Consider the following 19669-nt stretch of genomic DNA (forward strand, 5'->3'; position numbering starts at 1 on the left):
CCGGGTTTGTCCGGCCGGTCTGACCGGTCCGGCCGAAGCCTTGAAGAATGAGCGGCGCGCTGCTCTACCCTCCCCGCCTTGGTCCGGGCGGCAGCAAGAAGCACGGGACTGTTGCCCACGCCCTCAGGTTGTTCCATGCTGCGCCTGCAAGGAGACGCCGTGGACGCCATCAACCCAAGCGTGGAGCTGACCGAGGCTGAGCGGATCGACCGTTTGCGGCTGATCCGCTCCGACAATGTCGGGCCGCGCACCTTCCGCTCGCTGGTCAATCACTTTGGCAGCCCGCGCGCGGCGCTGGAACGGCTGCCGGATCTCGCACGCCGCGGCGGTGCGCAGCGATCGGGGCGCATCTGCAGCGCCGACGAGGCGAAGGCCGAGCTTGCCGCAAGCCGCAAGTTCGGCATCGCCTGGCTCGCGCCCGGTGAAGACGGCTATCCGGTCCGGCTCGCCACGCTCGACGATGCGCCGCCGCTGCTCGCCGTACGCGGCGACAATGCAACGTTGACGCGGCCGATCATCGCGATCGTTGGCTCGCGCAACGCCTCCGGCGCCGGCTTGAAATTCGCAGGGCTGCTCGCGCGTGAGCTTGGCGAGGCCGGTTTCATCGTCATCTCCGGGCTTGCCCGCGGCGTCGACCAGGCCGCGCATCGCGCGAGCGTGGGAAGCGGCACGATCGCGGTGCTCGCCGGCGGACATGATTGCATCTACCCGCCCGAGCATGGCGATTTGCTCGCCGCGATCCTCGATCACCAGGGTGCTGCGATCTCCGAGATGCCGCTCGGCCATGAGCCGCGCGCCCGCGACTTTCCCCGCCGCAACCGGCTGATCTCGGGCGCCGCACTCGGCGTAGTCGTGGTGGAGGCGGCGCATCGCTCGGGCTCGCTGATCACCGCGCGCATGGCGGCCGAACAGGGCCGCGAGGTGTTCGCGGTGCCGGGATCGCCGCTCGACCCGCGCGCCGCCGGCACCAACGATCTGATCAAGCAGGGCGCGACGCTGGTCACGGAAGCTGCCGACATCGTCAATGCCGTCGCACCGATCATGGAGCGGCCGCTTGTGCGCACCGCCAGCGAGCCCGACAGCGAACCGTTCGAGCGCGATCCGCAAGGCCACGACCGCGACCAGATCACCGGCCTGCTCGGCCCTACGCCAATCGGAATCGACGATCTCGTGCGGATGTCCGGGGCCTCGCCCGCGATCGTGCGGACGGTGCTGCTGGAGCTCGAGCTTGCGGGGCGGCTCGAGCGTCATGGCGGTGGATTGGTGTCGCTGCTCTAAGTTTGGTTGCGCCCGTCGAACCGGGTCCGCGCCACCGCGATCTGCTCCTGATGCTCGATCGCCCATTGTCCGAGCGCCATCACCGGCTGCTGCAGCCCGCGGCCAAGATCGGTCAGCTCATAATCCACGCGCGGCGGAATGGTCGGAAAGATCGTGCGCGTGACAAGCCCGTCGCGCTCCAGTCCGCGCAGCGTCAAGGTCAGCATCCGCTGCGAGATGCCGCTGATCATGCGCTTCAGCTCATTGAAACGCTTCGGCCCATTGCTGAGCATCATGATCACGAACACGCTCCATTTGTCGCCGACGCGCGCGAGGATCGAGGCGACACCACGGCAGTCGGAGTGGTTGGGGTCCGGCCGCGGGGGTACGGCAGGCAAATCGGTGTGTGTCGGTTCCAAAACTGTGCCCATGGCTCAAAAAAGTGCGTTCTTGCGGGGATTTTGATAGTCACTCATGTAGCTCTGGTTACAAACATATACCAAGGTGATCCCAAATGAAACTCCTCCATCTCGACTCCAGCGTGCTCGGCCCCCACTCCGTCTCCCGGCAGGTCTCCGCCGCCATCGTCGACCGGCTGCGGCAGACGACGCCGTCGCTCGACATCGTCTATCGCGACCTGACCCAGATCCCGCTCGCCCATCTCTCCGGCTCGCACCTCGCAGCCGCGCAAGGCGCACCTGCGCCGGCCGAACTCGGCCCCGACCTCGCCGCGAGCGCGGCCGCGCTGGACGAGTTTTTGGCCGCCGACATCGTCGTGATCGGCGCGCCCATGTACAATTTTACGATCCCCAGCCAGCTTAAGGCCTGGATTGATCGTATCCTCGTGGCAGGGAAGACGTTCAGCTACGGAGCCAACGGACCGCAGGGCCTAGCCGGTGGCAAGCGCGTGATCGTCGCGATCTCGCGCGGAGGCTATTATGGCGCGGGCACGCCCGCTGCGGTCGGCGAGCATCTCGAAACGTATTTGCGCTGGGTGTTCGGCTTCATCGGCGTCACCAACCCCGAATTCATCTTTGCCGATGGCATCCAGGTCGGTCCGGAGCATCGCGAGAAGTCGATCGCCAGCGCGCTTCAGGCGGCAACCAGCCTGCGCGCGGCCTGAGGCCACGCCGACATCATCAGCCGCCGCCATTGCGGTGGCTGATGGACCGGTGCGCGATCGACGTCGCTAAAACCAGGCGCCCTGAATGCCCAGGATGACGGCGACGAGCGAAACGAACAAGCCGATGCCGGAGAAAAGAGCCACCCCGATGAACTCGGAGGTGTCGGAACGCTTTGCGGGAATGGCGGAACGTTCGGCGTAAATACGCGGTGCTGAAATCGGTGAAATAATGCGAGCTGCCTTTGGCATATCGGGCTCCCTTGAAATGAGTCTTTGTGACCCCCTGCCCGTAAAAGTGTCTTGGCAACGCAAGCGAAGGTTCAACGCCTCACGCAAAGGTTCAGCAAATACGTCACACAGGACGAGGGAACCAGCCGGCGCAACCGCTTGTGCTGCGCCGACCGATTCAAATTACGCCAAAATTGATCAGCCGCGATAGATCGGCGCGCCGCTCGGAGAGGCGACCGCGCCGCCGTCGACGAAGATTTCCTGGCCCTGCACGTGCGCGGAATCATCGGAGGCCAGGAACAGCACCGTCTTCGCAACGTGATCTGTTTCACCAATGCGCCCGAGCGGCGTCGAGAGCGCGATCCGTTTCTCGAACGCCTTCTCGGCTTCAGGTGTCGCGGTCGCAGGCCCCCAGATCGGCGTGCGGATCGCGCCGGGCGCGACCACGTTGACGCGGATGCCGCGCGGTGACAGTTCGGATGCCATGATCCGCGCCATCGCGCGCACGCCCGCCTTCGCGGCGCCGTAAGCCGAGTAGCCGGGAATCCCGAGCACCGAGATCACCGAGCCGTTGAGGATGATCGAGGAATTGTCGTTGAGGTGAGGCAGCGCCGACTGAACGGTGAAGAACACGCCGGTGAGGTTGGTGCTGATGACCTTCTCGAAAATCTCGAGCGTCGCGGAGCCGAGTGGCGTGCCGCCCGCGATGCCGGCATTGGCGAACACGATGTCGAACTTGCCGAATTTCTCGGCGCCCTGCTTGATCGCGGCTTCGGTCGCGGCGATGTCGGTCGCATCGGCAACGACGGCGAGCGCGTTTGGCCCGAGTTCCTTCGCGGCCGCCTCCAGCGTCTCCTTGTTGCGACCGGTGATCACCACCTTGGCGCCCTCGGCCACGAACAGTTTTGCCGTCGCCAATCCAATGCCGCTATTGCCGCCGGTGATCAGGGCCGTCTTGTTCTTCAGTCTCACGCTCGCCTCCAGTGGTTGCATCATAAAACCAGATTGCCATCTAGGGCATATGGTTTTATAATGCAACCACACAAGCGCGTGATCCGCGCCGAAATCGGGCGAATGCGATAGGACGAAGGCGATGGTGAAACGAACGAGCTTCGAGGGCGATGCCTGCCCGATCGCACGATCGCTGGACGCGATTGGCGATGGGTGGTCGCTGCTGATCATCCGCGAGGCGCTGTTCGGCCTGCGCCGCTTCGGCGAGTTCCAGAACAAGCTCGGCATGGCCAAGAACATTTTGTCGGCGCGCCTGCGCGCGCTGGTCGACCACGGCATTCTAGCCACCGCACCCGCCTCCGACGGCAGCGCCTATCAGGAGTACGTGCTGACGCCGAAGGGCCACGGCGCCTTCCCGATCCTGGTGGCGCTGCGGCAATGGAGCGAGGAGTTCGACGATCGGCCTTCGGAAATCGCGACCATCTTGGTGGATAAGGACAAAGGCCGCCCAGTGCGGAAGCTCGAATTGCGCGCGCAAGACGGGCGGCTGCTCAGCCAGCCCGATACCCTGGTGAAACCGCGGCCAGCGCCGCGGCGGCGGTCGACTACAGCACGCTCAAATCTCTCACCCTCATCCTGAGGTGGCCGCTTCTTCAGCGGCCCTCGAAGGGCGACGGCCCGGCTGGATCAGCGGGTCCGTTCATCCTTCGAGGCTCCCGGCACGATGCCGCGCATCACGCCGCTCGCGCCTCAGGATGACGGATCACGATAGCTTCCGCTTGCTCCGCAGCCGCAGATGTTCGTCGGCCTCGAGCTTGGTCATCCCCAAGAGATAATGCAGCACATCGAGCTTGTGCCGCTCGGCGAGCTTGCGCAAAGCCCCGACCTGCTCGGCGATGAAGGCAACCGCCTCCTCCACGCCGCCCTCCCCCGGTTCCTCGTGACGCGAGCCTCCCGGCGCGCCTGATGCGGCGCGCGCCCGTTTCTTTGCCGGCCTAGTCACAAGTCCCCACCCGAATCCATGCCCGCGGAAACATTACGCCGACATCGGCCGCAACTCCAAGGTGGTATTTTGCAACTTTTTCGATATGAAACTTTTCCCATCCGGGCGGCTTTCAACACCCTTCGATTTGACAGCGAGGGCCTCACCACCCATGTTCGGGTCGAAAGGGCCGACCCGAATCCTTTCGTATCGGGCCCAAGATTTCCCCATAAGTTACTGGAACTACATGAATATCGTCATTGTGGAGTCGCCGGCGAAAGCCAAGACGATCAACAAATATTTGGGCTCGTCCTACGAGGTTCTGGCCTCGTTCGGCCATGTCCGCGACCTCCCCGCGAAGAACGGCTCCGTCGATCCCGACGCAAATTTCAAGATGATCTGGGAGGTCGACCCCAAGGCGGCCGGCCGGCTCAACGACATCGCGAAGTCCCTGAAGAATGCCGACCGCCTGATTCTGGCCACCGACCCTGATCGCGAGGGCGAGGCCATCTCCTGGCACGTGCTGGAGGTGTTGAAGGAAAAGCGCGCGCTCAAGGACCACAAGATCGAGCGCGTGGTGTTCAACGCCATCACCAAGCAGGCCGTCACGGACGCGATGAAGAATCCGCGCCAGATCGACGGCGCGCTGGTCGACGCCTACATGGCGCGCCGTGCCCTGGACTATCTCGTCGGCTTCACCCTCTCCCCCGTGCTGTGGCGCAAGCTGCCGGGCGCCCGCTCGGCCGGACGCGTGCAGTCGGTGGCGCTGCGGCTGGTCTGCGACCGCGAGCTCGAAATCGAGAAGTTCGTCGCCCGCGAATACTGGTCGCTGATCGCGACCCTGCTGACGCCGCGCGGCGATGCCTTCGAGGCCCGCCTCGTCGGCGCCGACGGCAAGAAGATCCAGCGCCTCGACATCGGCACCGGCGCGGAAGCGGAAGACTTCAAGAAGGCGCTGGAAACGGCAGCCTATGCCGTGACCTCGGTCGACGCCAAGCCCGCCCGGCGCAATCCGCAGGCGCCCTTCACCACCTCGACGCTGCAGCAGGAAGCCAGCCGCAAATACGGCTTTGCGCCCGCGCACACGATGCGCATCGCGCAGCGGCTCTATGAGGGCATCGACATCGGCGGCGAGACCACGGGACTCATTACTTATATGCGTACCGACGGCGTGCAGATCGACCCGTCCGCGATCACGCAGGCGCGCAAGGTGATCGGCGAGGATTACGGCAACGCCTATGTGCCGGAGGCTCCCCGCCAGTACCAGGCCAAGGCCAAGAACGCCCAGGAAGCCCACGAAGCGATCCGCCCGACCGATCTCTCGCGCCGTCCCGACAGCATGAGCCGCAAGCTCGATGCGGATCAGGCCAAGCTGTACGAATTGATCTGGAAGCGCACCATCGCGAGCCAGATGGAATCGGCCGAACTCGAGCGCACCACGGTCGATATCGCGGCGAAAGCCGGCGGCCGCACCCTGGAGCTGCGTGCCACCGGCCAGGTCGTCAAATTCGACGGTTTTCTGGCGCTCTATCAGGAAGGCCGCGACGACGAGGAGGACGAGGACTCCCGCCGCCTGCCCGCGATGAGCGCAAACGACGCGCTGAAGCGGCAGTCGCTTGCCGTCACCCAGCATTTCACCGAGCCGCCGCCGCGTTTCTCCGAGGCCTCGCTGGTCAAGCGCATGGAGGAGCTCGGCATCGGCCGTCCCTCGACCTATGCCTCGATTCTCCAGGTCCTGAGGGACCGCGGCTACGTCAAGCTCGAGAAAAAGCGCCTGCACGGCGAGGACAAGGGCCGCGTCGTGGTCGCCTTCCTCGAAAGCTTCTTCGCACGCTACGTCGAATACGACTTCACCGCCAATCTGGAAGAGCAGCTCGACCGCATCTCGAACAACGAGATTTCCTGGCAGCAGGTGCTGAAGGATTTCTGGACCGGCTTCATCGGCGCCGTCGACGAGATCAAGGATCTGCGCGTCGCGCAGGTGCTGGACGTGCTCGACGACATGCTGGGACAGCACATCTATCCGCCCCGGCCCGACGGCGGCGACATCAGGCAGTGCCCAAGCTGCGGCAACGGCCGGCTGAATCTGAAGGCCGGCAAGTTCGGCGCCTTCGTCGGCTGCTCGAACTATCCGGAATGCCGCTACACCCGTCAGCTTGCCGCCGACGGCGAGGCGACTGCCGACCGCTCGCTCGGCCAGGATCCCGAGACGGGCCGGGACGTCTGGGTCAAGGCCGGTCGGTTCGGCCCCTATATCCAGCTCGGCGAGCAGAAGGATTATGCCGAAGGCGAGAAGCCGAAGCGCGCGGGCATCCCGAAGGGCACCTCGCCTGGCGATGTCGAACTCGAGCTCGCGCTCAAGCTATTGTCGCTGCCGCGCGAAATCGGCAAGCATCCGGAAACCGGGCAGCCGATCACGGCCGGTCTCGGCCGCTTCGGGCCGTTCGTGAAGCACGAGAAGACCTATGCCAGCCTGGAGGCCGGCGATGAAGTCTTCGACATCGGCATCAACCGCGCGGTGACGCTGATCGCGGAAAAGATCGCCAAGGGCCCGAGCCGCCGCTTCGGCGCCGATCCCGGCAAGGCGATCGGCGACCATCCGACGCTCGGCACCGTCACGGTGAAGGGCGGCCGCTACGGCGCCTATGTCACCGCCGGCGGCGTCAACGCGACGATCCCGAGCGACATCGAGCAAGACGCCATCACGCTGCCGCAGGCAATCGCGTTGATCGACGAGCGCGCGGCCAAGGGTGGCGGCAAGAAGCCCAAGAAGGCGGCGAAGCCGGCCAAGGCCAAGAAGGCTGCGGAGAAGGCCGCCGGCGGCGATGACGCCGCGCCAAAAGCCAAAAAGCCGGCCGCGAAGAAGGCGGCCAAAACCAAATCCGAATCCACCAGCAAGGCGCGCGCAGCCGTGTCGTCGTCCGCCAAGACTTCAGCAGTCAAGACGTCGCCGACCAAGGCCCCTGGCGCCAAGGCTCCGGCCAAGAAGAGTGCCGGCACCAATTAGAGGTTAAGTGAAACGCAACAATGACCGTGGCTTTCCCGACAGGGCAGCCATCGTCGCCTTCATCAAGGCAAACCCCGGAAAGGTCGGGACCCGCGAGATTGCGCGCGAGTTCGGCCTGAAGAACGCCGATCGGGTCGAGCTCAAGCGCATGCTGCGCGAGCTCGCCGACGACGGACTCGTCAAGAAAAAACGCCACACGATCTCGGAGCCCGACAGCCTGCCGCCGACGCTGGTCGCGGACATCACCGGCCGCGACGCCGACGGCGAACTGGTCGCCGCCCCCACCGAATGGGACGAGGTCGAAAGCGGCGAACCGCCAAAAATCCTCATCACGATGCCGCGCCGGCCAAAGCCCGGCACCGCGGCCGGCGTCGGCGACCGCGCGCTGCTGCGCGTCGAACGCACGGACGAGACCGAAGGCCCGGCCTATCGCGGCCACATCATCAAGGTGTTCGACAAGGCGAAGACCCGCATCCTCGGTGTCTTCCGCAGCCTGCCCGAAGGTGGCGGACGGCTGATCCCGGTCGACAAGAAGTCCGCCGATCGCGAGCTGAACATCGCCCCGACCGAGATGCATGGCGCGCAGGATGGCGATCTCGTCAGCGTCGACATCGTCCGCTCGCGCGGCTTTGGACTGGCATCGGGCCGCGTCAAGGAGAAGCTCGGCTCGGTCAAGTCGGAGAAGGCGATCAGCCTGATCGCGATCTACGCGCACGACATCCCGCTGCAATTCCGCCCCGCGGCAGAGCGCGAAGCGGAAGCGGCAGAGCCCGCCAATTTGAAGGGGCGCGAGGATTGGCGCGACGTCCCGCTCGTCACCATCGATCCGCCTGACGCCAAGGATCACGACGACGCGGTGCACGCGCAGCCGGATGACGATCCCAACAACAGAGGCGGCTTCATCGTCGACGTCGCCATTGCCGATGTGAGCTTCTACGTGCAGCCGGGCACCGCGCTCGACCGCGACGCGCTCGACCGCGGCAATTCGGTCTATTTCCCCGACCGCGTCGTGCCGATGCTGCCCGAGCGCATCTCCAACAATCTGTGCTCGCTGGTGCCGGGCGAGCCGCGCGGCGCGCTCGCGGTGCGGATGGTGATCGGCCCGGACGGCCGCAAGCGCTCGCACAGCTTTCACCGTATCCTGATGCGCTCGGCCGCCAAGCTGAGCTACGCGCAGGCGCAGGCCGCGATCGACGGACGGCCGGACGACACCACCGGCCCCCTGCTCGATCCGATCCTGAGGCCGCTCTACGCCGCCTATGCCTGCGTCAAGCGTGCCCGCGACGAGCGCGCTCCGCTCAATCTCGACCTGCCCGAGCGCAAGATCCTGCTCAAGAGCGACGGCACCGTCGACCGCGTCGTCGTGCCTGACAGGCTGGACGCGCACAAATTGATCGAGGAGTTCATGATCCTCGCCAACGTCGCAGCCGCCGAAATGCTGGAGAAGAAATCGCTGCCGCTGATCTACCGCGTGCATGACGAGCCGACGCTGGAGAAGGTTCACGCGCTCGCGGAGTTCTTGAAAACGCTCGATGTGCCCTTCGCGAAGAGCGGCGCGTTACAGCCGGCCCTGTTCAACCGCGTGCTGGCGCAGCTCGAAGGCCACGACCATTTTCCGCTGGTGAGCGAGGTCGTGCTGCGCGCCCAGGCGCAGGCGGAATATTCCTCGGAGAATTACGGTCATTTCGGCCTGAACCTGCGCCGCTATGCGCATTTCACCTCGCCGATCCGCCGCTATGCCGACCTCGTCGTGCACCGCGCGCTGGTCCGCGCGCTCGGCCTCGGCGAAGGCGCGCTGCCCGACAGCGAGACGCCGGAAAGTCTCGGCGAGGTCGCGGCCCACATCTCGGTGACCGAACGGCGCGCGATGAAGGCGGAGCGCGAGACCGTCGACCGCCTGATCGCCCATCACCTCGCCGACCGCATCGGCGCAACCTTCCAGGGCCGCGTCTCGGGCGTCACGCGCGCCGGACTGTTTGTCAAGCTCGCCGAGACCGGCGCGGACGGCCTGATCCCGATCCGATCCCTCGGCACGGAATATTTCAACTATGACGAGGGCCGCCATGCCCTGGTCGGCACGCGCAGCCGTACCATGTATCAGCTCGGTGACGTCGTCGACGTCCGCCTGATCGAAGCCGCCCCCATCGCAGGCGCGCTGCGTTTCGAGCTGCTGTCGTCGAGCGGTGAGACCGCGCCGCGCGACCGCAGGTCATCCGGCCCACAACGCCGCCCCTCGTTCAAGGCGCATCCCGGACGCAGTGCGGAGACAAAACGCGAGCCGGCGAAGCAGAAATCCGGCAAGGCGACGAAGGGCAAAGGAAAGAACAAGGGAAAGAACAAGGGCAAAGCCGGGGGCCAGAAGGGCAAGGCATGGTGACGACGAGCACAGCCCCGAAGATCTGGACGCGCGAGGCGGGCTTGGTCGAGAAGCGCGACGTCTGGACGGCGATGAAGCGCGGCTTCCGCAGCCGCTGTCCGCGCTGCGGCGAAGGCAACCTGTTCCGCGCCTTCCTGAAGACGGCGGACAATTGCTCGGCCTGCGGCCTCGACTTCACGCCGCATCGTGCTGACGATCTGCCCGCCTATCTCGTGATCGTCATCGTCGGCCACATCACAGTGCCGGCCATTTTGTGGATCGAGACCAATTACACCACGCCGGTCTGGATCAGCTTCGCCGCCTATCTGCCCTTCACCTTCGTCGCCTCGCTCGGGCTGTTGCAGCCGGTGAAGGGAGCCGTGGTCGGCTTGCAATGGGCTCTGCGCATGCACGGCTTTGACGACAGCCCTCCGGATGGTATTCCGCCGGTCTAAGCAAATAATCAAAAAGCGGTTTGGGTGAGGACATGACGGATACGTCGCAGGCAGCCGAGAAGGCCAAGATCCACGAGGGCAAGGAAGCCGACCACCATCCTTATTTCCGGCCCCGGGATGCGGCGACGCTGATCCTGGTCGATCGCAGCGCCACCACAGCAAAAGTCCTGGTCGGCAAGCGCCACGACAAAGTGGTGTTCATGCCCGGAAAGTTCGTCTTCCCCGGCGGCCGTGTCGACAAGGACGATTATCGCGTGCCGTGTGCTGCGCCCATCACATCCGAGCTGGAAGCCAATCTCGCCAAGGGCAGCCCGAAGACGCCGCCCTCGCGCGCGAAGTCGCTCGCTATCGCCGCGATCCGCGAGGCCTGCGAGGAGACCGGCCTCTGCCTCGGGCGCAAAGCGGACGTCAAGGCAAAGCTCGAAGGCGCCTGGAAGCCGTTCGCGGATGCGGGCTTGCTGCCCGATCCCTCCAGCCTGTTCCTGATCGCGCGCGCGATCACCCCGCCCGGTCGCGTCAAGCGCTTCGACACGCGCTTCTTCACGGCGGACGCCTCCGCGATCACCCATCGCGTCGAGGGCGTGATCCATGCCGATGCCGAGCTGGTCGAGTTGGTCTGGGTCGAGCTCGGCTCAAAACCGCTCGCCGATCTGCATCCAATGACGCGCAACGTGCTCAACGAGCTCGACATGCGCCTTGCCACCGGCCCGCTGCGCCACGACGCGCCGGTGCCGTTCTTCCATTTCTACGGCGGCAAGATGCAGAAGGATATTTTGGGCTGAACCCTGCGGATCAATCCGCGTTCGGCTCGGTGCCGACATAGTCGCGCGCCGGAAGTTTCAGCGCGCGTCCGAGCTCGCCTGCGAGCTGGCTGGCTTCCTCGCGCTTGGTGAAGCTCATCAGCGCGATCGGCTCGGTCCCCCTGTTGCCGCAGAGATTGACGTCGTAGGTCGTCAGCTCCGGATCGTAGTCGTCGGTGATGCTGATGAAATGATAGTCGGCGAGGTCACGATGCCTGCGAATATTCAGCGGGCCGAACTGCCTGGTGATGACGATCTGGCGCAGCGTCTCGTTGAGCACGACGAAAGTGCGGAACGTCAGCAGGATGATTCCGGGAATCCCGACCAGCAGCCCGAGCCCCGTGAACACCAGCACCGGCACGAGATCATCGGCGAGCCGGCCGAAGCCGGAGAAATCCTGGCGCAGGCCGAGCGCGACATTCCACAGCAGGTAGAAACTCGCCGCCAGCAGCGGCAGCGACAGCAGCCGCCCGATCCAGGGCATGGGCCGGTCGATACGGACGATGCTGCCATCCACGCTCATTGCGCCGGCCATGTCGGGTCTCCTCACGAGGTCATGGCTTGGTCGGAGCGAAGGGCGGATTGGTTCGAAGAGACGCCCCGGTACCGTTCTTCCATTTTTACGGCGGAAAAATGCGACCCGATGTGCTAGGTGAAGGAAAGGGCGCTGAACAATTGGAGGATCGGATGACGCGGTTCGTAAGGCCTCTGCTTGCTTCCGTCGCATTGTGCGGCCTGCTCTCGCCGCCTGCCCATGCGGAGCTCGACGTCGCCAGATTGAAGCAAACCATCGAGACCTCCTTCGAGAGCGAATATCCGAAGCTCGACGCGCTCTACAAGGACATCCACGCCCATCCGGAGGTCGCCTTTCAGGAAGAAAAGACCGCGGCGAAGCTCGCCGCCGAGATGCGCGCGATCGGTTTTGAGGCCACCGAGCACGTGGGCAAGACCGGCCTCGTTGCCATCTACAGGAACGGCGACGGTCCCACCATCATGGTTCGCACCGAGCTCGATGCGCTGCCGATGGAGGAGAAGACCGGCCTGCCCTATGCCAGCCGCGACAAGCAGATCTGGCAGGGCCGCGAGACATTCGTCGCCCATAGCTGCGGCCACGACATCCACATGGCAAGCTGGGTTGGCACGGCGAAGACCCTGGTCGGCATCAAGGACCAGTGGCACGGTACGCTGATGTTCATCGCGCAGCCCGCCGAGGAAGAGGTCGCGGGCGCAAAGGCGATGATCGACGATGGCCTGTTCACCCGCTTTCCCAAGCCCGACGCAGGATTTGCCCTGCACGACGGCAATGGAGCCTACGGCTCCGTGACCTATAGGGTCGGGGTCGGATCGTCGAATGTCCACGGTCTGTTCATCAGATTTGTTGGCCGCGGCGGCCATGGCGCGATACCGCAGGCGACCATCGATCCCGTGATGATGGCATCCCGCTTCGTCGTCGACGTGCAGAGCGTGATCAGCCGCGAGAAGGACCCGACCGAATTCGGCCTTGTCACCATCGGCGCGATCCACGCCGGCACCGCCGGCAACATCATTCCCGACGAGGCCAGGGTGATCGGCACGATCCGCAGCTTCAAACCGCAGGTGCGCGCGAGGATGCTGGCTGGGATCGAGCGGACGGCGAAGGCGGTGGCGGCGATGGCGGATGCGCCGGCGCCCGAAATCCATCTCGACGAGGGCACCAAGGCGGTGGTGAACGATGCCGCTGTCGTCGGCCAGGCCGAGCGGGTGCTGAAAGCGGCCTTCGGCGACAAGTTCAACATCAGCCCTGCGAACACGACCAGCGAAGACTATTCGGAATATGTCAACGCCGGCGTGCCTTCGATGTTCTTCAACATCGGCGTCTATGAGCCCGACCGCGTCGCCGCCGCGCGTAACGGCAGCGGTCCGCTGCTTCCCGGCAACCACTCGCCGCAATTCGCCCCGGTGCCGAAACCGACCATCCAGACCGGAGTCACCGCGATGACGCTCGCCGTGCTGAGCGCCTTCGATCAAAGGGCGCGGGGGCAGTAGCCCCTCTCGCGTCGGTGTCTGCGGCTTGATGGCGTCCGGGCTCGCTGCGCGCACCCCGGAATGACGCGATTGTGCTGAGCGCACATCGAAAAACAAAATAATCTTCCCGCCTCCTCCCGATGGCGGAGTTCCCCGGCGTGCCTATGTCTTTCCCAACGACACCAAGAACGGACACCGCGCGATGGCACAACGGCAACTCAAGCTCGGCGCGTTCATGCGCCCGGTCAGCATCCATACCGGCGCCTGGCGCTATCCCGGGGCCTGGCCGGACGCCAATTTCAATTTCGGCCACATCAAGACGCTGATCCAGAAGCTCGAAGCCGGCAAGTTCGACGCCTTCTTCATGGCCGATCACCTCGCCGTCCTGAACATGCCGGTCAATGCGCTCAAGCGCAGCCACACGGTGACGTCGTTCGAGCCGTTCACGCTGCTGTCGGCGCTCTCGGCCGTCACCGAGCGGATCGGCCTGATCGCGACGGGCTCGACCACGTTCGACGAGCCCTATCACGTCGCGCGGCGCTTCGCCTCGCTCGACCATCTCAGCGGCGGCCGCGCGGGCTGGAACATCGTCACGACGTCGAACCCGGACGCGGCGCTGAATTTCGGCCTCGACGACCACATGGAGCATGCCGAGCGCTACAAGCGCGCCCGTGAGTTCTACGACGTCGTCACCGGCCTCTGGGATTCCTTCGCCGACGACGCCTTCGTGCGCGACGTCGAAAGCGGCATCTTCGTCGATCCCGCGAAGATGCATGTGCTCGACCACAACGGCAAATATCTGAAGGTGCGCGGCCCCCTCAACATCGCCCGCCCGGTGCAGGGCTGGCCGCTGATCGTGCAGGCCGGCGCCTCCGAGGACGGCAGGCAGCTCGCCGCCGAGACCGCGGAAGCCGTATTCACCGGCGGCGGCAGCCTCGCCGATGGGCAAAAACTCTACGCCGACATCAAGGGCCGCATGGAGACAATCGGCCGCGACCCCGAGCACCTGAAGATTCTGCCCGGCGCCTTCGTCGTGGTCGGCGACAGCGTCGACGAGGCCAAGGAGAAGCGCGCGCTGCTCGACAGCCGCGTGCATTACGACAGCGCCATCGCCTCGCTCTCGGTCATCCTCGGCACCGATGCCTCCGGCTTCGACCCCGACGGCCCACTGCCCGAAATCCCCGAGACCAACGCCAGCAAGAGCGGCCGGCAGCGCATGGTCGATCTCGCCGCGCGCGAGAAACTCACCGTGCGCCAGCTCGCCCAGCGCGTTGGCGGCTATGGCGGGCTCGCCTTCGTCGGCACGGCCAAGACCATCGCCGACCAAATGGAGGAATGGCTGGTCGGGCGCGGCTCCGACGGCTTCAACATCATGTTCCCGTTCCTGCCCGCCGGCCTCGACGATTTCGTCGACAAGGTGGTCCCGGAGCTCCAGCGCCGCGGGATTTTCCGCAAGGAGTATGAAGGGCCCACCTTGAGGGAGAATCTGGGCCTGCCGCGGCCAAAAAACCGGTTCTTCGAGGCCTGATCGGGCCGAAATGGGTGGTTCTTGGGCCCAGAGCCCCGTTCGGGGCTCTAGGTTCTTGTTTTTAACGCGTTTTCTTCACGCGAACCGGCACCCACTTCGCTTGAAAACGCTCCGAAACCTTGACATCAGGCGGTTTCTGGCTAGGTTGCCGGCCAACGCGGGCCGTTTGGCCGGCTCCAGATTCCCCTATTTCCTGAGGTTCTGAACATGGCCAAAGCGGTCACCATCAAGGTCAAGCTCGTGTCCTCGGCTGACACCGGCTTCTACTACGTCGCCAAGAAGAATTCGCGCACCATGACCGACAAGATCGTCAAGAAGAAGTACGATCCCGTCGCGCGCAAGCACGTCGAATTCCGCGAAGCCAAGATCAAGTAAGAAGATCAAGTCAGATCGCGGATACGCTGAAGACTTTTACGGGGCCCTTTCGGGCCCCGTTTTATTTTGGCCTCTCGTGTCCCGGACGCGCTGCAGCGCAGAGCGGCGGCAGGAGAGCTGGGCCAGCACACACAGTCTTTGCGAAGGCGCTGAGATCAATTCGCTGAAATGCATCGCTTCTGGCGACGAATTCCGTTACCGACAGACCCTCCGATCAGCTCCAGCACCTGTCCTCGACCACAAGCACTGCTTTGGACGATCACTCGCGCACCGGTTGGAATTGATCCATCGGGTGGCTCTCCGGGCAGTTTGCGACCGGAGGACAAATCAACGGGCGGAATCGACCGTTGCGGCTTCAAATTCGTCCCTGCGGCATCCGCCGGCGTCGATCGGGCCGTCACCTCTTTCTTGGGACGCGTGCAACTTCCGTCCTCTTGGAGCTCAAGACCGCTCTTGCAAACAATCTTCGTACAAGTATCCCCATCGGCCCTGAAACCATGATCGCAAACCAGCGGACAAACGCGGCCTGACTTGGCCTTGATCGCGTCCAGCGCATCGAAACTCGCGAGCTTGGTATCGAGTTTCGTTCCCGCATGCACGTTGAACAGTGTCAGGGAGCGCTGTGACGAAACGTTCCAGTCGCCATCCGCCGAGGCTGTCAGACAACCGACGCGGCGGAGTTCTGACTGCACCAGCCTCGTCGTTTCCTGCGGCGACATCGCTGGCACGATCGAAGAAGGTGTTACAGCCGCAATCTTCTCCACCGCAGCGGCAGAGGCTTGTTTCTCGGCGGCCTGCTTCTCGGCCGGCTCGGCAGCGGCCTTGTCGCTCGCGAGCTTATCAGCGAGCACCTTCTCGGCGGTGAGCTTGTCGGCGACCGCCTTCGCCGCTGCCGCCTCGGCCTCCTTCCTGCGCTGCTCGCCCGCAGCCGCCTTGGCTTCCTCGACCTGCTTGGCCTTCTCGGCGGCAAGCCGAGCATCCTCGGCCGCCTTGTCGGCGCCTGCCGCCTTTTCCTGTTCGGCCTTCTTGGCCCGGTCGTCGACGACTCGGACCTTCTCTTCTTCGGCGTGCCGGGCCTTCTCTGCGGCCGCAGCACGCGCATCCTCAGCCGCAATCCGATTCAGCTGGGCCTTGGCCAAGTCGGTGTAGAACCCGTTTGGATGCCGATTGAGAAAGGCGGCCCACACCTCGCGCGTGCCGAGCTGGAGCGCCAGTTCATAGTCGCGCCGGATTTCGCTGTCTGGGCTTGCCTGCGGTCCGGCAATCACCGGCTTGCCGGGGACGAGCGAGACGTCCTCGCCGCCGAGCGAGCCATAGACATAGGGCTCCTGCTTGTAGCCGGTGTTCTTCAGCACATCATCGCGGACGAAGCCGAACGCCTTGCGCAAGTCGAGGCCAGGTGTCGGCAAGCGCTCGACGAGCGCTGCGGCGAAGGGGCTGTTCCTGGCATCGCCATCCGAAGCCGTTGACCCCGCCTTCGCGGCGAACGCGATCATCGTATTCGGATTGGTTGGCTCAATCTTGGCAAGACCACGGCCGATAGCGCGCGCAGCAACAGTCCGCTTCATGGTCTTGGCAAATGGATTGTCGCGGCAGGCATCCAGAATGATGAGCCGAAGTTGCTTTGCGGGCTCAACGGCGAACAGCGCACGATCGAGCCCCACGGTTTCGTCGAGAACGTCGCTGTCGGTCTCCAGGGTCGCATCGGTCGGGATCAGGTAATTGGTCCCGTCGAGCTCGATGCCGTGACCGGCGTAGTAGATGACGGCAATCTCAGCGTCTCGCGCCCGTCCGCCGAAATCGCGCAGAGCCTTGCGCATTCCGGAGGCATTGAGATCGGTCTTGACGTCTATCCAGTCGAACCCGGCCTTCTTGAACATGCCACCGACCAGGTCAGCATCGTTCGCGGGATTGGCAAGCCTCGGCACGCTTTTATAGGCGGAGTTTCCGATCACGAGTGCGACTCGGCGGTCGGCATGTGCTGAGCCGCAGGTCAGCCCGATGAAAAGAAACAATGAAAACCAGGGAAACGTGCCCATTATAGCCCCGAGCGATATGTGCGCAGCGTATGCGGAGCCTATCGAAAAGCAAGCTTCGGCTCTGTGACGTCGATCACGCTATCATCGTCTTCATGTCACATTCCGCCGGCGACGACCAGGCCGCGCGATTTCCGCTTCAGGCGCCAACTGACGCGTGTAACAGCACGCGCGGGCCCCTCTTATGTACCGGACGCGCAGTAGCGCACCGCGGACGTGACGCTGCACAGCACCCGGAGCACGAGATTGAAGTCGACGCCCGGCTCTCTCCAGGCCGTGATTGCGAGAAGCTCCTGCGACGAAGCAATCCAGAGTCGTTCCGCAAAGGCACTCTGGATTGCTTCGCTGCGCTCGCAATGACGGAGTGTGGCCAACGGCGCTGCCCGCTCTCATATCTGCGGCGCTCTTGCAGGAGATTTATTCTCAACCCTCGGTTGCGCGCTTGGCAATGTATGTTACCGTGCACTTATCGGGACGACATTCCCGTCCCGAATGGGAGGACACGTCATGAGATTGTCGCCAACCTTTGTCGCGCCATCAGCCGTCGCTGTCTTGTCTACTATCCTGCTGTGCGCCCCGGCAGCGTCGCAAATTCCAACAGGCTCCGCCGCAACGCTTCCCCCCGTCACGGTCGACGCGCCGAAGCAGGTGGCAAGGCCACACGTGTCGGAGCGGGGAGCAAACACAATTGCGCCGCGTCGGACTGCGCCGACCGCTCGAACGTCAACCGCGCACACGCCTTCGTATGCGCCGGGTTCTGTGATGGGGAGGATTGCGGGCCTCGAGGCACGCGCCAGCAGCTGCAACGGTGGCTGTGCATCAAGCTTCCCGAGCGGCAAAGACCCCTGGGTTGGATGCAGCGAGTCGGGCGGCGGCCTGAACTATGGACCTTTCTCGCCAACGTGCCGAGACACCATCACCCATACATCCTACGGGAATTGCGTCGAGACGAAGGTGTTCCTGGGCGAGAATCGAAACAGGGCCCACTGGATTTGCAGCAGCCTGCAGGCCGGCAACAGGTTTAAGGTCGCCGATCTCAAGCGGTCGGGACGCACGCGTTAGTTCTTTCTCTCCGCAGGCCTTCTGCGGCTGAGGTCCAGCACTCTGCTCTCGTGTCACGGACGCTCAGCCGCGCACCGTCGCCGGATGATGCTTCGCACCGCCGGAGTAACGCTTGCGCTGCGCGCCGGGCACGAGAGCTGAGTTTAAGTAACCCACGCCACGATCTGCGCATTTCGCGGCAACGGAGCAAGTGTGACCCACCTCGCAGAGCCCAGTGAAAGGATCCAATATCTCCAACGGGATCGTTGCATGAATCTGGTCCACTCCCGTGAAGAGCCATTTGCCCCTGCTGGATCCCCTGCGCTTCGCCGCCGCTCTCGGCGTCGCCATTTTTCACCAGATGTTCTGGTCCTGGGCCTGGGTTTCGATTGGCGTCCCGGGCTTCGAGCGCACCGTCGCCGCCGACGTGCTCTACCCCTCCGCTGCGCCCTTCACATGGTTCGGCTGGGTCGGCGTTGAAATCTTCTTTGTCATCTCCGGCTTCGTCATCGCGAATTCGGCGAGCACATCTTCACCGGGCGAATTTCTTCTCGGCCGCGCCCTCAGGATCTATCCGGCGGTCTGGGTCTGCGCCACCGCGACCTTGCTCGTTCTCCTGCTCTTCGGCAGCGGACCGGCCTCCGAACTCATTCTGCCCTACATCCACGCCATGCTGATGGTGCCCAAGGGCGTCACAGGCCAATGGCTCGACGAGGTCTATTGGACGCTGGCAGCCGAGACGGCGTTTTATGGCCTCGTGTTTTGCGCGATGCTTACGAAGAGGATCACGCTCCGGCATCTGGCCTGGGGTCTCACCATCTACAGCGCGATCTTCAACGCTGTCGCACTGCTCGTGCTGTCGTGCACGACGCCATCCGACCTTCCTTATCTCATCATTCTGATGTTTCGGGTGCCGTGCGCAGCATTCCTGCTGAGCCATGGCTGCTTGTTTGCGCTGGGGATCTGGCTGTTCACCTCTGCGAACAGACAATTGACGGCGCTCGAACAGGTCGCAATTGCCATCACCTGTCTTTCGGGGGCCGCCGAAATCTACTTCTTTGCCTCTTTCTTTTTGACGTCCATACCCGCCATCGCGGATCAATCAGCCCTTGTGCCGGTCATGGTTTGGGCGGCCGCGGTGCTCTTCATTGGCCTTGCCGCGAACAGGAACAGGCGCTCTGCGGGCATCGCTTCTGCTGAAGCACCAACCTATTGGAAAACGCTCGGACTGATCACCTACCCGCTCTATCTCACGCATAACGTCATCGGCACGGCGATCATTCGTGCGCTGGTCGAGGCCGGCCTGGATGCGACCACGGCGGTGTGGATCGCGCTGGGCCTGCTTGTCCTGGTCTGCTGGTTCATCTGCGCGAAGATCGAGCCGGCCGTCAGGTTTGCGCTGATGCAAGCCCTCTCGTATTTCGGAAAGCTTCCGGAGAGGCAGCCGGCATCGCGTCATCAGGCGTTGGCGCGGGGGCTGCGCCCTCCGCTGCCCGTCACGGTCAAGATCGCGGCGTCCTAGCCAG

General features: G+C 64.3%; 17 protein-coding genes. 11 read left to right on the plus strand and 6 right to left on the minus strand.

What is annotated here, in order from left to right; genetic code table 11:
• Window positions 1-135: 135 nt before the first annotated feature.
• Window positions 136-1278, plus strand: a complete 1143-nt coding sequence (dprA, locus tag IVB31_RS11310) for a DNA-processing protein DprA (protein ID WP_247321813.1) — start codon at window positions 136-138, stop codon at window positions 1276-1278.
• On the opposite strand, the gene IVB31_RS11315 is transcribed toward dprA, so the two are convergent.
• A complete protein-coding gene (locus tag IVB31_RS11315; RefSeq protein ID WP_247321814.1) occupies window positions 1275-1688 on the minus strand; it encodes a helix-turn-helix domain-containing protein in 414 nt (137 codons plus the stop codon). The genes dprA and IVB31_RS11315 overlap by 4 nt on opposite strands.
• Before the next feature lie 83 nt (window positions 1689-1771).
• Here IVB31_RS11315 and IVB31_RS11320 point away from each other — a divergent pair, with 83 nt between their 5' ends.
• On the plus strand, window positions 1772-2380 hold the full coding sequence (locus IVB31_RS11320; RefSeq protein WP_247321815.1) for an NAD(P)H-dependent oxidoreductase: 609 nt from the start codon (window positions 1772-1774) through the stop codon (window positions 2378-2380).
• A gap of 66 nt (window positions 2381-2446) precedes the next feature.
• Here IVB31_RS11320 and IVB31_RS11325 read toward each other — a convergent pair whose 3' ends face one another.
• Window positions 2447-2629, minus strand: a complete 183-nt coding sequence (locus IVB31_RS11325; RefSeq protein WP_247321816.1) for a hypothetical protein — start codon at window positions 2627-2629, stop codon at window positions 2447-2449.
• A gap of 177 nt (window positions 2630-2806) precedes the next feature.
• Window positions 2807-3580, minus strand: coding sequence for an SDR family oxidoreductase (locus IVB31_RS11330; RefSeq protein ID WP_247321818.1), 774 nt, complete (start codon window positions 3578-3580; stop codon window positions 2807-2809).
• Window positions 3581-3701: 121 nt separating this feature from the next.
• Between IVB31_RS11330 and IVB31_RS11335 the strand changes: the two genes are divergently transcribed.
• A complete protein-coding gene (locus IVB31_RS11335) occupies window positions 3702-4199 on the plus strand; it encodes a helix-turn-helix domain-containing protein (protein ID WP_247321820.1) in 498 nt (165 codons plus the stop codon).
• A 123-nt stretch (window positions 4200-4322) separates the two neighbouring features.
• Here IVB31_RS11335 and IVB31_RS11340 read toward each other — a convergent pair whose 3' ends face one another.
• Window positions 4323-4478, minus strand: a complete 156-nt coding sequence (locus IVB31_RS11340) for a hypothetical protein (RefSeq protein WP_247321822.1) — start codon at window positions 4476-4478, stop codon at window positions 4323-4325.
• Window positions 4479-4788: 310 nt separating this feature from the next.
• Here IVB31_RS11340 and topA point away from each other — a divergent pair, with 310 nt between their 5' ends.
• Genes topA through IVB31_RS11360 form a run of 4 tightly spaced genes read left to right on the plus strand, consistent with a single transcriptional unit; the run spans window position 4789 to window position 11141 of the window.
• On the plus strand, window positions 4789-7548 hold the full coding sequence (gene topA, locus IVB31_RS11345) for a type I DNA topoisomerase (RefSeq protein WP_247321833.1): 2760 nt from the start codon (window positions 4789-4791) through the stop codon (window positions 7546-7548).
• A gap of 7 nt (window positions 7549-7555) precedes the next feature.
• Complete coding sequence (gene rnr / locus IVB31_RS11350) at window positions 7556-9925, plus strand: ribonuclease R (RefSeq protein WP_247321846.1); 2370 nt, start codon at window positions 7556-7558, stop codon at window positions 9923-9925.
• Window positions 9919-10359 carry a DUF983 domain-containing protein gene (locus IVB31_RS11355; protein ID WP_247321857.1) on the plus strand — a complete coding sequence of 147 codons (441 nt, stop codon included), beginning with the start codon at window positions 9919-9921 and terminating at the stop codon, window positions 10357-10359. The genes rnr and IVB31_RS11355 overlap by 7 nt, the downstream gene beginning before the upstream one ends.
• A 32-nt stretch (window positions 10360-10391) precedes the next feature.
• Window positions 10392-11141 carry an NUDIX hydrolase gene (locus IVB31_RS11360; RefSeq protein ID WP_247321858.1) on the plus strand — a complete coding sequence of 250 codons (750 nt, stop codon included), beginning with the start codon at window positions 10392-10394 and terminating at the stop codon, window positions 11139-11141.
• Window positions 11142-11151: 10 nt separating this feature from the next.
• Here the strand turns inward: IVB31_RS11360 and IVB31_RS11365 are convergent, their stop codons facing one another.
• A complete protein-coding gene (locus tag IVB31_RS11365) occupies window positions 11152-11694 on the minus strand; it encodes a hypothetical protein (RefSeq protein ID WP_247321859.1) in 543 nt (180 codons plus the stop codon).
• Between the two features lie 152 nt (window positions 11695-11846).
• Between IVB31_RS11365 and IVB31_RS11370 the strand changes: the two genes are divergently transcribed.
• From IVB31_RS11370 to rpmG, 3 genes are all read left to right on the plus strand, one after another.
• Window positions 11847-13184: an amidohydrolase gene (locus IVB31_RS11370; RefSeq protein WP_247321860.1), complete on the plus strand. Its 1338-nt coding sequence runs from the start codon at window positions 11847-11849 to the stop codon at window positions 13182-13184.
• A gap of 181 nt (window positions 13185-13365) precedes the next feature.
• Window positions 13366-14691 (plus strand): LLM class flavin-dependent oxidoreductase, encoded by a 1326-nt coding sequence (locus IVB31_RS11375; protein ID WP_247321862.1) that lies wholly within the window; start codon window positions 13366-13368, stop codon window positions 14689-14691.
• A gap of 207 nt (window positions 14692-14898) precedes the next feature.
• On the plus strand, window positions 14899-15066 hold the full coding sequence (gene rpmG / locus IVB31_RS11380; protein WP_247321864.1) for a 50S ribosomal protein L33: 168 nt from the start codon (window positions 14899-14901) through the stop codon (window positions 15064-15066).
• A 155-nt stretch (window positions 15067-15221) separates the two neighbouring features.
• Here the strand turns inward: rpmG and IVB31_RS11385 are convergent, their stop codons facing one another.
• On the minus strand, window positions 15222-17105 hold the full coding sequence (locus IVB31_RS11385) for a caspase family protein (RefSeq protein WP_247321867.1): 1884 nt from the start codon (window positions 17103-17105) through the stop codon (window positions 15222-15224).
• Window positions 17106-18432: 1327 nt separating this feature from the next.
• On the opposite strand from IVB31_RS11385, the gene IVB31_RS11390 reads away from it, so the two are divergent.
• Window positions 18433-19665 (plus strand): acyltransferase, encoded by a 1233-nt coding sequence (locus IVB31_RS11390; protein WP_247321878.1) that lies wholly within the window; start codon window positions 18433-18435, stop codon window positions 19663-19665.
• Window positions 19666-19669: the final 4 nt, after the last annotated feature.

This window comes from Bradyrhizobium sp. 21 (assembly GCF_023073335.1).
Taxonomy (GTDB): domain Bacteria; phylum Pseudomonadota; class Alphaproteobacteria; order Rhizobiales; family Xanthobacteraceae; genus Bradyrhizobium.